Origin of the sequence: Sphingomonas sp. LT1P40 (assembly GCF_036663835.1) — a bacterium.
In the GTDB taxonomy this organism is placed as follows: Bacteria; Pseudomonadota; Alphaproteobacteria; order Sphingomonadales; family Sphingomonadaceae; genus Sphingomonas.
The window spans coordinates 41,842-54,686 of record NZ_JAXOJT010000001.1 but is presented as its reverse complement, the minus strand read 5'-3'; the positions used below and the strand labels follow the sequence as shown (position 1 = coordinate 54,686).

12 protein-coding genes and 1 tRNA gene are annotated in these 12,845 nt (G+C 65.0%); 5 read left to right on the top strand and 8 right to left on the bottom strand.

Going from position 1 to position 12,845, the window contains the following annotated elements; all coding sequences use genetic code 11:
* Positions 1–3: 3 nt before the first annotated feature.
* The 3 genes from U1702_RS00215 to rpsU form a co-directional block, all read right to left on the bottom strand.
* The gene (locus U1702_RS00215; protein WP_332721226.1) at positions 4–1,410 is read right to left on the bottom strand and encodes a cytochrome ubiquinol oxidase subunit I; all 1,407 of its coding nucleotides are present in this window, start codon (positions 1,408–1,410) and stop codon (positions 4–6) included.
* Between the two features lie 121 nt (positions 1,411–1,531).
* Positions 1,532–2,152: an FKBP-type peptidyl-prolyl cis-trans isomerase gene (locus U1702_RS00210; RefSeq protein WP_332721225.1), complete on the bottom strand. Its 621-nt coding sequence runs from the start codon at positions 2,150–2,152 to the stop codon at positions 1,532–1,534.
* Between the two features lie 95 nt (positions 2,153–2,247).
* The gene (gene rpsU / locus U1702_RS00205) at positions 2,248–2,454 is read right to left on the bottom strand and encodes a 30S ribosomal protein S21 (RefSeq protein ID WP_056428702.1); all 207 of its coding nucleotides are present in this window, start codon (positions 2,452–2,454) and stop codon (positions 2,248–2,250) included.
* Between the two features lie 234 nt (positions 2,455–2,688).
* Here rpsU and U1702_RS00200 point away from each other — a divergent pair, with 234 nt between their 5' ends.
* Positions 2,689–4,137: a S41 family peptidase gene (locus U1702_RS00200; protein WP_332721224.1), complete on the top strand. Its 1,449-nt coding sequence runs from the start codon at positions 2,689–2,691 to the stop codon at positions 4,135–4,137.
* 71 nt (positions 4,138–4,208) lie between these two features.
* On the opposite strand, the gene U1702_RS00195 is transcribed toward U1702_RS00200, so the two are convergent.
* Positions 4,209–4,394, bottom strand: coding sequence for a hypothetical protein (locus U1702_RS00195; protein ID WP_332721223.1), 186 nt, complete (start codon positions 4,392–4,394; stop codon positions 4,209–4,211).
* A gap of 88 nt (positions 4,395–4,482) precedes the next feature.
* Between U1702_RS00195 and U1702_RS00190 the strand changes: the two genes are divergently transcribed.
* From U1702_RS00190 to U1702_RS00175, 4 genes are all read left to right on the top strand, one after another.
* On the top strand, positions 4,483–5,694 hold the full coding sequence (locus tag U1702_RS00190; protein WP_332721222.1) for a nucleotidyltransferase family protein: 1,212 nt from the start codon (positions 4,483–4,485) through the stop codon (positions 5,692–5,694).
* Positions 5,691–6,980, top strand: a complete 1,290-nt coding sequence (locus tag U1702_RS00185) for an MFS transporter (protein ID WP_332721221.1) — start codon at positions 5,691–5,693, stop codon at positions 6,978–6,980. Before U1702_RS00190 ends, U1702_RS00185 begins: the two co-directional genes overlap by 4 nt.
* A gap of 1 nt (position 6,981) precedes the next feature.
* The gene (gene recJ, locus U1702_RS00180; protein WP_332721220.1) at positions 6,982–8,736 is read left to right on the top strand and encodes a single-stranded-DNA-specific exonuclease RecJ; all 1,755 of its coding nucleotides are present in this window, start codon (positions 6,982–6,984) and stop codon (positions 8,734–8,736) included.
* A 59-nt stretch (positions 8,737–8,795) separates the two neighbouring features.
* Positions 8,796–8,870: transfer RNA gene (locus U1702_RS00175), tRNA-Glu, on the top strand.
* A 67-nt stretch (positions 8,871–8,937) separates the two neighbouring features.
* Here U1702_RS00175 and U1702_RS00170 read toward each other — a convergent pair.
* From U1702_RS00170 to kce, 4 genes are read right to left on the bottom strand one after another with little or no spacing between them, the layout of a single operon-like run.
* Positions 8,938–9,981 carry an SMP-30/gluconolactonase/LRE family protein gene (locus tag U1702_RS00170; protein ID WP_332721219.1) on the bottom strand — a complete coding sequence of 348 codons (1,044 nt, stop codon included), beginning with the start codon at positions 9,979–9,981 and terminating at the stop codon, positions 8,938–8,940.
* Entirely contained in the window at positions 9,978–11,126 is a 1,149-nt protein-coding gene (locus U1702_RS00165; protein WP_332721218.1) for an alpha/beta hydrolase family protein, read from the bottom strand. Before U1702_RS00165 ends, U1702_RS00170 begins: the two co-directional genes overlap by 4 nt.
* A 6-nt stretch (positions 11,127–11,132) precedes the next feature.
* The gene (locus U1702_RS00160; protein WP_332721217.1) at positions 11,133–11,909 is read right to left on the bottom strand and encodes a cyclase family protein; all 777 of its coding nucleotides are present in this window, start codon (positions 11,907–11,909) and stop codon (positions 11,133–11,135) included.
* 2 nt (positions 11,910–11,911) lie between these two features.
* On the bottom strand, positions 11,912–12,838 hold the full coding sequence (gene kce / locus U1702_RS00155; RefSeq protein WP_332721216.1) for a 3,5-dioxohexanoate:acetyl-CoA acetone transferase: 927 nt from the start codon (positions 12,836–12,838) through the stop codon (positions 11,912–11,914).
* Between the last annotated feature and the right edge of the window lie 7 nt (positions 12,839–12,845).

Below are 12,845 nucleotides of genomic sequence, written 5' to 3'. Positions count from 1 at the left end.
GGGTCACAGCTCGTCCCCCTTCTGCGCCGGTCCCGGCGTGATGCCCGCCGTGCGGATCGGCGCGTCATCGGTGATTTCCGGCTCGTGCGGCTGTGCGCCCTTCTGCATCAGCTTAAGGATGTACCAGGTGCCGAAACCGAATACCGCGAAATAGACGACCACAAACGCCACCAGCGACGCGCCGACCGCAGGCGCGGCCAGCGGCGAGGCGCTGTCGACGGTGCGCAGCAAATTATACACGGTGAAGGGTTGCCGCCCGACCTCGGTCGTCACCCAGCCCGCCAGCACTGCGACGAACCCCGATGGCCCCATCACCAGCGCGGCGCGGTGGAGCAGTGGCCAGTCGTAGAGCTTGCCGCGAACGCGCGCGAACAGGCTGAACAGGCCCAGCGCGAGCATCAGCATCCCCATGCCGACCATGATGCGGAACGACCAGAAAACGATGCCGACCGGGGGCTCGTCGGTATCGGGGATGGTGTCGAGACCGGCGAGCGGGGCGTTGGCGTCATGCTTCAGGATTAGCGACGATGCCTTGGGAATCTCGATCTTGTAATCGACGCGCTTCTCGGCGGAATTGGGAATGCCGAACAGGATCAGCGGCGCGCCGTCGGGGTGGCTGTCATAATGCCCCTCCATCGCCATCACCTTTTGCGGCTGATGCTCCAGCGTGTTGAGGCCATGCAGGTCGCCGACGAAGATCTGGATGGGTGCGACGATCGCCGCCATCCACATCGCCATGCTGAACATTTTTCGCGCGTGTGCGTCGGTCTTGTCCTTGAGCAGATGCCACGCGCCGACCGCGCCGACGACGAGGCTGGTGGTGAGGTAAGCGGCGATGACGGTGTGGACGAGGCGATAAGGGAAGCTGGGGTTGAACACGATGTCCCACCACGGGGCGGCGGGGATGAACTGCCCGGCGGCGTTGATGGCATAACCTACGGGCGTCTGCATCCAGCTGTTGACGCTGAGAATCCAGAAGGAGGAGATGAAGGTGCCGACCGCGACCATGCAGGTGGCGGCGAAGTGAAGCTTTTTGCCCACCTTCTTCATCCCGAACAGCATGACGCCGAGGAAGCCGGCTTCGAGGAAGAAGGCGGTGAGGACCTCATAGGCCATCAGCGGCCCCAGGATCGGCCCGGTCTTGTCGGAGAAAACCGACCAGTTGGTGCCGAATTGATAAGACATGACGATGCCGGAGACGACACCCATCGCAAAAGTGACGGCGAAAATCTTGATCCAGTAGCGGAACAGGTCGAGGTAAAGCTCGCGGCCGGTCTTCAGCCACAGCCCCTCAAGCACCATCAGATAGCTGGCCAGCCCGATCGAAAAGGCCGGGAAGATGAAGTGGAAGCTGACCGTGAACGCGAACTGGATTCGCGCCAGGACGATGGGATCGAAAGCGTCGAACACCTTACTCTCCGCAAGCCGAAAGGCTCTCGCGGCGGGCTAGTGCGCTTTTTGCAATCGTGCCGCAAGTGCGCCGCGCGCAACCGGAGTTGCGGGATATTCCCGGAAGGTTAGCGGCGCTCGATCAGCGACCTTGGGGCGGCGGTGGCGCGCCACCCGGGGGCGGGCCACCCGGTGCGCCACCCATTTGCTGCTGCTGCATCATCTGCTGATAAACGCTTTGCGGCAGGAATTCGAGCAGGCTGACGTTGAACACGAGCAGCGAATTGGCGGGAATGACCTCGCGGCCCTGCTGGTCGCGGCGCGCCTCAGCACCATAGCCCAGTTCGGGCTTGATCCAGATGCGGTACTCGCCGCCCTTCTTCATCAGCTTCAACGCTTCGGTGAAACCGGGGATCATGCCCGCGACGGGCAGCGGGGTCGGCTGCTGGCTGGCGTCGAACACGGTGCCATCGCGCAGCGTGCCCTTATACATCACCAGCGCGACGTCGGCGTCGGTCGGGCTGGCGCCCTGCCCTTCCTTGATCGTCTGGATCTGAAGACCCGATGCCGTCTCGGTGACGCCCGACTGACCCTTGTTCCATGCCAGATAGCTGGCCGCGTCACCCTTTTCGGCGACGACCTTCGCGGTGCCGAACCATGCCAGCGCGACCGCAGCGGCAATCGCCACGACGATGCCGACCCAGATCCAGGCCAGATAGCTGCGCTTCGTCAGCGGAATCGGCACGGCGGTCACGGTCGACATGGATCAGCTATCCCGGGTGGCCGCAGCACGACGCGGCGAAAAGTCACAAAGGTCAAGCCATCCACGCAACTGCGCGGACGGCGAGTCGACGAAGCCTATTTGGCGCCGTCGCGCTCCATGCGCTTGCGCTCCAGCTTGCGGGCGCGGCGAACGGCAGCGGCACGCTCACGGGCGCGCTTCTCGCTCGGCTTTTCGTAATGCCGGCGAAGCTTCATCTCGCGATAGACGCCCTCACGCTGCAGCTTCTTCTTGAGCGCCCGCAGCGCCTGGTCGACATTATTGTCGCGAACGATGATCTGCATAAGTCCGTCTCAACTCCGAATCGTATTCAATAGAACAGGGATCGCCGAAGCATGAGCCCCGGGCGTTGGGACGCGCCACTAGCAAGGGATGGGTGGAAAGACAAGGGCAGGAGGCGGTATCGATTGCGACTATTGCTTGAGTTTCAGCGCCAAGTGGCGAAGATACCACAGGACGGTGTCAAGCGCCGTGTGTTTTTGGCTGACGGGGCCGAAAAAAAGGCGTAAGGTGTTGAAATGAAGCGCGTATCCAAAACCATCATTCGCCGCATGACGGCGCTGACCGCAACCCTCGCCATGCTTTCCGCCTGTGGCGGCGGTGGCGGGTCCGGATCGGTCAGCGGAGGATCGGGCGGCGGACCGAGCGCGGGCGGCGGCACATCCACGCCGACTCCAACCGGCACCTGTTCGCTGCGTTCGCGGCAGGACTGGGTCGCGGCGCGGATGAACGAATGGTATCTGTTCCCCGAGACGCTGCCGACCGGCCTGAACCCGGCGTCCTATTCCACGGTGGACGACTATATCGACGCGCTGACCGCGACCGCGCGGGCACAGCGCAAGGACCGTTATTTCACCTACATCACCTCGATCGCCGAAGAGAATGCTTATTATTCGTCGGGCTCCAGCGCCGGCTTCGGATTCCGCCTGGGCCTCGACAGTTCGGGCCGGCTGTTCATCACCGAAGCGTTCGAGGGCGCGCCCGCGCTGGCCGCCGGCATCGATCGCGGGACCGAAATTCTGGCGATCGGCAACAGCAGCGCTTCACTGCGCAACGTCAGCGCGATCCTGTCGGCCGAGGGCAGCGCAGGCCTCAATGCCGCGCTGGGCAGCTCCGCCGTCGGCCTGACGCGGGCGTTCCAGATCCGCGATGCGGCGGGCACGCGCACGGTTACGGTGGCGATGGCCGATTACGAGCTGACCCCGGTATCGTCGCGTTACGGCGCAAAGGTGATCGACGATGCCGGACGCAAGGTCGGCTATATCAACCTGCGCACCTTCATCACGACCGCGGAAACGCCGCTGCGCAACGCCTTTGCCAATTTCAGGTCGCAGGGCATTACCGAGGTCATCATCGATCTGCGCTATAATGGCGGCGGGCTGGTGTCGGTCGCTGACCTGATGAACAATTTGCTGGGACGCGACAAAACGAGCGCGCAAGTCGCCAGCTACACCACCTTCCGCGCGTCAAAAGCGTCGAACAACGAGACGACCACCTTCGCCCCGCAGCCGCAGTCGATCACGCCGACGCGAATCGCGTTCATCGGCACCGGCGGTTCGGCATCGGCGAGCGAGCTGGTGATGAACACCTTCATCCCGTATCTGGGCGCGAACTCGGCGCTGGTCGGCACCAACACTTATGGCAAGCCGGTGGGGCAGATCGCGCTCGACCAGTCGGCGTGCGACGACCGGTTGCGCGTGATCGCGTTCGCGCTAGAGAATCGGGATCATCAAGGCGCCTATTATGACGGCCTTGCCCCCTTCATGGGTGCGACCTGCCAGGCATCGGACGATATCAGCAAGCCACTGGGCGATCCGGCGGAGGCCTCGACGCGCCGCGCGCTGGATTTCCTGGCCGGGCGCAGCTGCACTGCGATCGGCGCGACGGCGGCAAAGGGGACGACGCGCGAATTGCTGATGCCACAGCGTCCGACGACGGCACAGCGCGAAGTGCCGGGGTCGTTCTAAGGCGGACCGCATTAAGCCCATGCGGGGCTGCAAGCTGAATATCGGCACGCCCTAAAAGGTAGGACCGCGAATCAGGGTGCGGGGTCGCCCGGCGACCAGTTGCTGGGCCGCACCACCCAGCGATGCTTGCGCAGCCGCAGCATCGGCGTGCCGCAATTGCGGCAGACGCTTTCCCAATGCCCCTCAACCTTGTGCGCGCGGCTGCGGCTGCGCGCATGATGCCCACGCACGCAACGATAGGAGGTCAGCAACTTCAATAAACGCATACGCCCCCACCCCGGCGAAATCGGAACCCAGAACATTGCGCGCTTTCGATTGCGGAGCAAGCGGTTATGGGTAGCGCCGATGAACGTTTCGGGGACAACCAGCGGGAAAGTAAGTCCGGCATTCGCGCTCGCCGCCGCATGCTGTCGCTGGCCGCCCTCCCCGGCACGCGAGCATGCCGTAGCCAGCGCCGCTAAGGACATCGACTGGGCGCGCTTGATCGCAATCGGCAAACGGCAGCGGGTCTGCGCACTGATCGCGGACGGATTGCGGCGGGCGGGGATCGCCGCGCCGACGCCGTTTGCGGCATTGCTGGCGGCGGAGGCGAGCGGCACCGCGCAGGAAAATTTGAAACTGGCGGCGGAGACGTTGCGGCTCGACCGTGCGCTGACGGTGGAGGGCGAACGCCCGCTGATGGTCAAGGGCGCGAGCCTGGCGATGCTGGCCTATGGCACGCTGGCGGTGAAGCAATCGATCGACATCGACCTGCTCGTCGCGCCCGAGCGGCTGGAAGCGGCGGCGGCGGCACTGGCCGAGCTGGGCTATGTCCGCATCCGGCCGGCACCGGAGCTGGGCGCGGCGCAGTTTCGCGCATGGCTGGCGACGGCCAAGGAAAGCGCGTGGGTGCATCATGAGCGCGGGGTGATGGTCGAGCTGCACGCGCGGCTGCTAGAGACGGCGGCGTTGTTGCCGGGGGTGGGTGTGGCGTCACCCCGACAGGCGGTTGCGTTGGCCAGCGGCGCGACGGTGGAGACGCTGAACGGGCCGGATCTCTACGCCTATCTGACCGCGCACGGCGCGTGGCATGGCTGGGCGCGGCTGAAATGGCTGGCGGACATATCTGCGCTGGTGACGCGCGCGCCGGAGGGGGTCGAAGCGCTGCACGGCCATGCAGTCGCGCTGGGGGTAGGGCGTTGTTCGGCGCAGGCCTTGCTGCTGGGCGAACGACTGCTTGGGCTGAATTTGCCGGCGGCGCTGTCGCGGACGCTGAAACGCTCGGCCGTCAATCGCTGGCTGGCAAAGGTCGGTCTGGCGTCGATGGCGGGCGATTATGAAAGCGCGGAGCATCGCCATGCGCTGTGGCTGCCCGCGCCCGTCATCGCATCGCACTTTCTGTTGCGGCGCGGACTGCGCTACAAGCTGGCCGAGATGGGGCAGAAATTGAGCAATCCCGAGGATCGCGCCCGCGATGGCGACCGGCGAGGATCGGCTTTGTCCTATGTCGCGCGCGGCGGCATTCGCGCGGGACGGCGGCTGTTCGGGCTCACGCATTCACCGAGGGACTGGGCATGAACGATGACGCGACGCGGACGCGGACCCGGCTGAAGTCGATTTTCGGCGGGTCGGCGGGCAATCTGGTCGAATGGTATGACTGGTACGCCTATGCCGCCTTCACCGCCTATCTCGCCCCGCATTTCTTTCCCAAGGGCGATTCCGTCGCGCAGACGCTGAACGTGTGGGCGATCTTTGCCGTCGGTTTCTTCATGCGCCCGATCGGGGCGTGGCTCATGGGGATTTACGGCGACCGGCACGGACGCAAGGCCGGGCTGACGCTGTCGGTGACGTTGATGTGCGGCGGATCGATGCTGATCGCGGTGACGCCGGGCTATGACAGCATCGGCGGCTGGGCGACGGTGTCGCTGGTCGTCGCGCGGCTGATGCAGGGTTTGTCGGTCGGCGGCGAATATGGGGCGAGTGCGACCTATTTGTCCGAAATGGCGGGCAAGAAGCGGCGTGGTTTCTTCTCCAGCTTTCAATATGTGACGTTGATCTCGGGCCAGTTGATCTCGCTCGCCGTGCTGTTGCTCCTGCAATCGACGATGAGTGAGGCGACGCTGACCGACTGGGGCTGGCGCATCCCGTTTTTTATCGGCGGCGTCCTTGCGATCGGCGTATTCTGGCTGCGTCGCAATCTGCCGGAGACCGAGAGCTTCGCCAACCGCAGCACCGCCACCGAACATCGCTCCAGCTTTGGCGCGCTGATCCGCCAGCACCCGCGCGAGGCGGTGGTGGTGATGCTGCTGACGGCCGGGGGCACGCTCGCCTTCTATGCCTATTCGGTTTACCTGCTCACCTTCCTCAGCGGCACCGGCGATTTCAGCAAACAGGTTTCGACCCAGATCAGCGCGGCGGCGCTGTTCGTGTTCATGTGCATTCAGCCGCTGGCCGGCGCGCTGTCCGACCGGATCGGGCGCAAGCCGCTGATGATCGGGTTCGGGGTGCTGGGGGTCACGCTGACCTGGCCGATCTTTACCGCGCTGGAAACCGTGCAAAGCCCGTTCGTCGCGTTCCTCATCATGACCGGCGCGCTGGTGATCGTCACCGGCTATACCTCGATCAACGCGGTGGTGAAGGCGGAGATGTTCCCGGCGCATATCCGCACGCTGGGCGTGGCGTTACCCTATGCGCTGGCGAATGCGATCTTTGGCGGGACCGCGCCTTATGTAGCGCTGTGGTTCAAGGATGCCGGGATGGAGCGGGGCTTTTACTGGTATGTGACGGCGATGATCGCGGTGTCGCTGGTGACGTATCTGCGGATGCGGGATACGCGCACGCACAGCAAGATATTGGAAGACTGATTTGAGTGCCGTTCTGAATATCCAATGCTCGATCCTGGGTCAGCCGTGGCGGTGGCGCGGGCTGGCGGCGGATGCGCGCGATCCGGGTTACTCACCCGACGATCTGGTGACGCAACTGCTGTTGACGCGCGGTTGTTCGCGCGAAGATCTGGAGGCGCATCGCAACCCCAGCATCCGCGCCTTCATGCCCGATCCTTCGATCTTCCGCGATATGGACAAGGCAGCCGAGCGGCTGGCCGATGCGGTGACGCGCGGCGAGGCGGTGACGGTGTGCGGCGATTATGACGTCGATGGCGCGACGTCGGCGGCGCTGCTGGTGCGGCTGTTGCGCGATCTGGGGCTGAACCCACGTGCGTATATTCCGGACCGACTGATGGAGGGATACGGCCCCTCGGGCGAGGCGCTGGTGCGGCTGAAGCGTGAGGGTGCCGATCTGATCGTTACCGTCGATTGCGGGGCACAGGCGTTCGACGCGCTGGAACAGGCGCGCGCGGTGGATGCCGATGTGATCGTGGTCGATCATCATAAATGCGTGTCCGCGCTGCCGGTGGCGCTGGCGCTGGTAAACCCCAACCGGCTCGACGAGGATGAAGGCGCGGCGCACGGGCATCTGGCGGCGGTGGGCGTCGCCTGGCTGCTCGGCGCGGCTTTGGTGCGGACGTTGCGGGCACGCGGTTTTTTCGCCAGCCGGGCGGAGCCGAAGCTGCTCGACCTGCTCGATCTGGTCGCGCTTGGCACCGTCGCCGATGTCGCCTCGCTCAAAGGGCTGAACCGTGCGTTCGTGGCACAGGGGCTGAAGGTCATGGGCCAGCGCCGCAATATCGGCATGAACGCGCTGATCGAGGCCAGTCGCCTGACCCGTGCGCCCACCGCGACCGATCTGGGCTTTGCGCTGGGGCCGCGGATCAATGCCGGAGGTCGCGTCGGCAAGTCCGATCTGGGCGTGCGGCTGCTGACCACCGACGACATGGACGAAGCGCGCACGATCGCCGAGGAACTCAACCGGCTGAACGAGGAACGCCGCGCGATCGAGACCAAGGTCCAGCAATCGGCGGAAGTGATGGAAACCACCGGCGCGGTCGCAGTGGTCGCGGCGCGCGGCTGGCATCCCGGCGTGATCGGCATCGTCGCGGGGCGGCTGAAGGAAAAACTGGGCCGTCCAGCGATCGTCATTGCGATCGGCGAGGACGGCATCGGCAAGGGATCGGGCCGTTCGATCCCCGGTGTCGATCTGGGCGGCGCGATCCTGTCGGCGAAGGAAGCGGGGCTGCTGATCGCGGGCGGCGGGCATGCGATGGCGGCGGGCGTGACCGTGGCCGAGGACAGGATCGCCGAGTTCACCGCCTATCTGGAGGCCAAGCTGGCCGATAAGGTCGCGCACGCATCGAGCGACCGGGCGCTGCTGCTCGACGCGCTGCTGGCACCCGGCGGGGTCAATCCCGATCTGGTCAATGCGATGGAGGCGGGCGGCCCCTATGGCATGGGCTGGCCCGCGCCGCGCGTGGTGGCGGGGCCGGTGCGCGTCATCAAATGCGACATCGTCGGTAATGGCCATGTCCGCGCGATCGTGGCGGGCGACGACGGTCGCAGCATCAAGGCAATGGCGTTCCGCGCCGCCGACAACGCACTGGGCATGGCGCTGCTCGGCGCGCCGCGCGACCGCAAGCTGTGGATCGCGGGCCGCGCCAAGATCGACGACTGGGGCGCACGACCGGCGGCGGAAATCCATGTCGATGACGCGGCCTGGGTGAATTGAGGGCATCCAGCCCCTTGACCGTCCGCCCCGCTTTGCCTAGTGCGCGCGCTCGCCTTCATGGCCCCTTCGTCTAGCGGTTAGGACGCGGCCCTTTCACGGCTGAAGCACGGGTTCGATTCCCGTAGGGGTCACCAAGTCAAACGGTCGATTGTGTTCGCCCGCCGAAGCCCTGCTGGCGATATTGCGGTGGCGTGTCGGCGCTCAGGCCCTTTTACGATCCCAGTGTGACATGGCCAGTCCGGGGACCGGGCTTTGGAAATAGGGAATCGATGTGCTCCGCAATCCGCCCAGATAGACCGTGCCGAGGTCAGGCCCGCCGAAGGTGACACTGGCCAGCCAGGTGCAGGTCGGGCCGCCGCATGCCATGCTGATGTCGAACGGCACGTTCGCGCCGGTGGCGAAGATCGCCTCGAACCGCGCCGTTGCCTGAGTATCGCCATCGTTCATCAGTTCGAGCAAGTCGCCATCGGGGGTGATTGCGACCAGCCGGTCGGCGAAGATCATCGTCGCCCACAAATTGCCATAGGCGTCGAACGCGATGCCGTCGATCAGCCCCGCGCCCAGGCTGGCGGGGCCATAGACTTCGCGGTCGGTGAGCGATCCGTCGGGCTGGACGCGCAGCCGCGTCACCCGTTTCGCGGTGGTCTCGGCGACGTAGAGCCATTCCTCCGCCGCATCGAGCCGGACTTCGTTGGTGAAGTGGAATCCGTCGGCGACGATGCGCGCGCCGCGTTCGTCGATCAGCACCACATAGCCGTCCGCCAGCGTCGAATTGATCGCATCGCTCCACGGATTGATCATCGTCGAGATCGTCACCCACAGCCGGTCGCGGCTGTCGCGCAGAACGAAATTGACCTTGCCCGGCGGCCTGCCGTCGATGCGGTCCAGCAGCACGCGGGTTTCACCGCTGCGCGTCATCCGCTCCAGCCGGTCGGTCCCGAAATTGGCGATCAACAGGTCGCCATTGGCGGCAAAGGCCAGGCCATTGGGCAGCGTGCCGGTCAACAGGCTGTCGGGCGAAGCGTCGAAATGCGGATCGGCCGCCTGCACAATCAGTTGCTGGCTGCGATCCGGCGCGATCCGCATCACCCCGCCGCGCGCATCGGCCGCCCATAACGTGCCGTCACGCTCGGCCAGGATGCATTCGGGGCGTTGCAGATCCTGTCCGATCCGCCGGATCGCCGCCGGATCGACCTGAAAGCCCTTTAGCGGATTGGGACCGCGCCCGTGCCGGATCAATGTCATCCCATCCCCTCGAACCGTTTCGCCACCCAATGCGCGATATAGCTTTTGACCGGCTCCATATTGTCGGCGCTGCAATGCTCCACCCCGCCCTCGCGCTCGGTGAAGAATTTCAGTTCGCAATCGGGGCTGTTGACCGCCTGATCGTGGCTTTGATGGGCATATTCGCGCGGGATCTGCCGGTCGTTCGCGCCGTGGGTGATGAGATAGGGGACGGTCATGCGGTCCATATGCCCTTCCAGCGTCACGACCGGGGTAAAGGCCATGAAGGCGTCGATATCGTTATGCCCCCATACCCACATCACATGGTCCCAATAATGCGGCACCGGGCGATCGCCCTCGCGCTGCATGCGCCGCGCCTGAAGCTCGCCCCAATTATGGTTGGCACCCCATGACACGCACAGCTTGAAGCGCGGTTCATAGCATGTCGCGCGCGGCGCGTAATAGCCGCCCAGCGACCAGCCCATCATCCCGATCCGGTCGGCATCGACATGGGCGCGGCCCTCCAGCCAGTCGACCGCCGCGCCGGCCCAGCGTTCGCTGTCGGGGATGGCGTGCAGCCCCTTGAGCCGCAGCGCTTCGCCCACGCCAGGCTGATCGACCATCAACACGGATATGCCGCGCACCGCGAAGGTATCGCGGGTCGAGAGGTAGATCATCTCCTTCACGCTATCGAGGCCGTTGCAGAATATCATCGTCGGGCGCGGGCCGTCGCCATGCCCACGCACGAACAAGGCGGGATAGCTGGTCCCTTCATAGGGGATTTCGACCCGCTCGCAGTCCAGCCCGCCGGTTGCGACCGCGCGGTTCATCGTGTCGAGCATGGTCCGATACATTTGCTGGCGCGGCGCATAGTCGCGGCTCTGCATCCGCTCCGCCGTCATATAATAAGCGGTGGCGCGCAGATATTTCTCCGACGCGCCCGGTCCGTCGCCTGCCGCTTCGCATTCCTCGCCCAGCGCGACCAGATTGTCGGCCATCGCGCCCCAGCTTTCGAAGAACGCCTCGGTGCCCTTGTCCTCACCCTCCTGTGCGATGGCGCGGACCTTGTCGTTCGCCTTGTCGATCTCGCCCATGCTGGCACCCATGCACAGGCAGATGTTGACGCCGAGATTCCAGACGTAATTTCCGGGAAAGGGTTCGTACATTGCGGATCAATCCTCGAAAATGGCGACGGCGCGCGTCCACCCGGCGGATGCGGCGCGGATCTTCATGGGGAAACAGGCGATGGTGAAGCCGGTCGGCGGCAGGCCCTCCAGATTGTGGAGCTTCTCCAGGTGGCAATAACCGATGTCGCGCCCTGCCTTGTGCCCCTCCCAGATCAGCGAGGCGTCGCCGCTGGCGAGGTATTTCTCGCGCGTATGGACGAACGGCGCGTCCCAGCTCCACCCGTCGGTGCCGGTCAGCCGCACGCCGCGCTCCAGCAGATACATGGTCGCTTCATAGCCCATGCCGCATCCGGCGGTGACGTAATCGTCCTGGCCATAGCGTTTGCCGGCGGCGGTGTTGACGACCACGATTTCGAGCGGGGACAGGATGTGCCCGATCCGCGCCAGTTCCGCCTCCACCTCCTGCGCGGTGACGACATGACCGTCAGGCAGCGCGGTGAAATCGAGTTTCACGCCCGGCTGGAAACACCAGTCCAGCGGCACCTCGTCGATCGTGATCGCCCGCTCGCCCCGGTCCATGGTCGAGGCGAAGTGATAGGGCGCGTCGAGATGCGTGCCGTTGTGCGTGATAAGGTCGATCCGCTCGATCGCCCATGCCTCGCCATCTGGAAGGTCGCCGGGTTGCAGGCCGGGGAAGAAAGCCGCCAGTTCCGGCACCGACATCTTGTGGTCGATATACTCGATTCTGGGGCGGAACGGCGCGGGGTCGGAAATAACGTCGTTTTCGAGATAGATGGACAGATCGACGATGCGGCGTGACATGATCAGAACTCCACCCTGTCGCCGCCCTTGAGGTGCAGCATCGCGCGCGCCTCGGCCGGGGTGGCGGGTTCGTGACCCATTTCGCGCAGGATGCGGACGGCCTTTTCGACCTGTTGCGCGTTGCTGAGCGCCAGCGTCCCGCGCTCGATGAACAGGCTGTCCTCCAGCCCGACGCGGATATGCCCGCCGAGCAGCGCGGCTTGCGTGAGGAACGGCATCTGGTGCCGCCCCGCCGCCAGCACCGACCACTGAAAATTCTCACGCCCGAACAGGCGGTCGGCGGTCTGTTTCATGAACATCAGGTTGTCGAGGTCGGGGCCGATCCCGCCCAATATGCCAAAGACCATCTGGATGAAGAAAGGCGGCTTCACCAACCCGCGATCGACGAAATGGGCGAGGTTGTAGAGGTGGCCGACGTCGTAGCATTCATGCTCGAAACGGGTGCCGCTGTCACTCAGCGTTTCGAGGATATAGGCGATGTCGCGGAACGTGTTGCGGAAGATATAGTCGTCCGAGTTCACGACATAATCACGCTCCCAGTCATGCTTCCACGTCGAAATCCGGGCGGCGGCCGGGAAGAAGGCGAAGTTGATCGACCCCATGTTGAGCGAGCACATTTCCGGGCGGAACCTGACCGCCGCCGCCAGCCGCTCCGCCACGGTCATCGTCACCGCGCCGCCGGTGGTCAGGTTCACCACCGCGTCCGTCGCTTGCCGGATGACGGGCAGAAAGTGTGCATACACATCCGGGTCGCCGGTCGGTCGGCCATCCTCGGGCATGCGTGCGTGCAGATGCAGAATCGCCGCCCCTGCCGCCGCCGCGTCGATCGCCTGCGTTGCGATCTCCTCGGGCGTGATCGGCAGCGCGTCCGACATGCTGGGGACGTGCGCCGATCCGGTGACGGCACAGCTGATGATGACCTTGGCCATGTCCGGC

Excerpts from the sequence above, each read along its gene's own strand:
- U1702_RS00210 (WP_332721225.1), bottom strand. The coding sequence starts at position 2,152 with ATGTCGACCGTGACCGCCGTGCCGATTCCGCTGACGAAGCGCAGCTAT.
- rpsU (WP_056428702.1), bottom strand. The coding sequence starts at position 2,454 with ATGCAGATCATCGTTCGCGACAATAATGTCGACCAGGCGCTGCGGGCG.
- U1702_RS00200 (WP_332721224.1), top strand. The coding sequence starts at position 2,689 with ATGAAGCGCGTATCCAAAACCATCATTCGCCGCATGACGGCGCTGACC.
- U1702_RS00190 (WP_332721222.1), top strand. The coding sequence starts at position 4,483 with ATGAACGTTTCGGGGACAACCAGCGGGAAAGTAAGTCCGGCATTCGCG.
- U1702_RS00185 (WP_332721221.1), top strand. The coding sequence starts at position 5,691 with ATGAACGATGACGCGACGCGGACGCGGACCCGGCTGAAGTCGATTTTC.
- U1702_RS00170 (WP_332721219.1), bottom strand. The coding sequence starts at position 9,981 with ATGACATTGATCCGGCACGGGCGCGGTCCCAATCCGCTAAAGGGCTTT.
- U1702_RS00165 (WP_332721218.1), bottom strand. The coding sequence starts at position 11,126 with ATGTACGAACCCTTTCCCGGAAATTACGTCTGGAATCTCGGCGTCAAC.
- U1702_RS00160 (WP_332721217.1), bottom strand. The coding sequence starts at position 11,909 with ATGTCACGCCGCATCGTCGATCTGTCCATCTATCTCGAAAACGACGTT.
- kce (WP_332721216.1), bottom strand. The coding sequence starts at position 12,838 with ATGGCCAAGGTCATCATCAGCTGTGCCGTCACCGGATCGGCGCACGTC.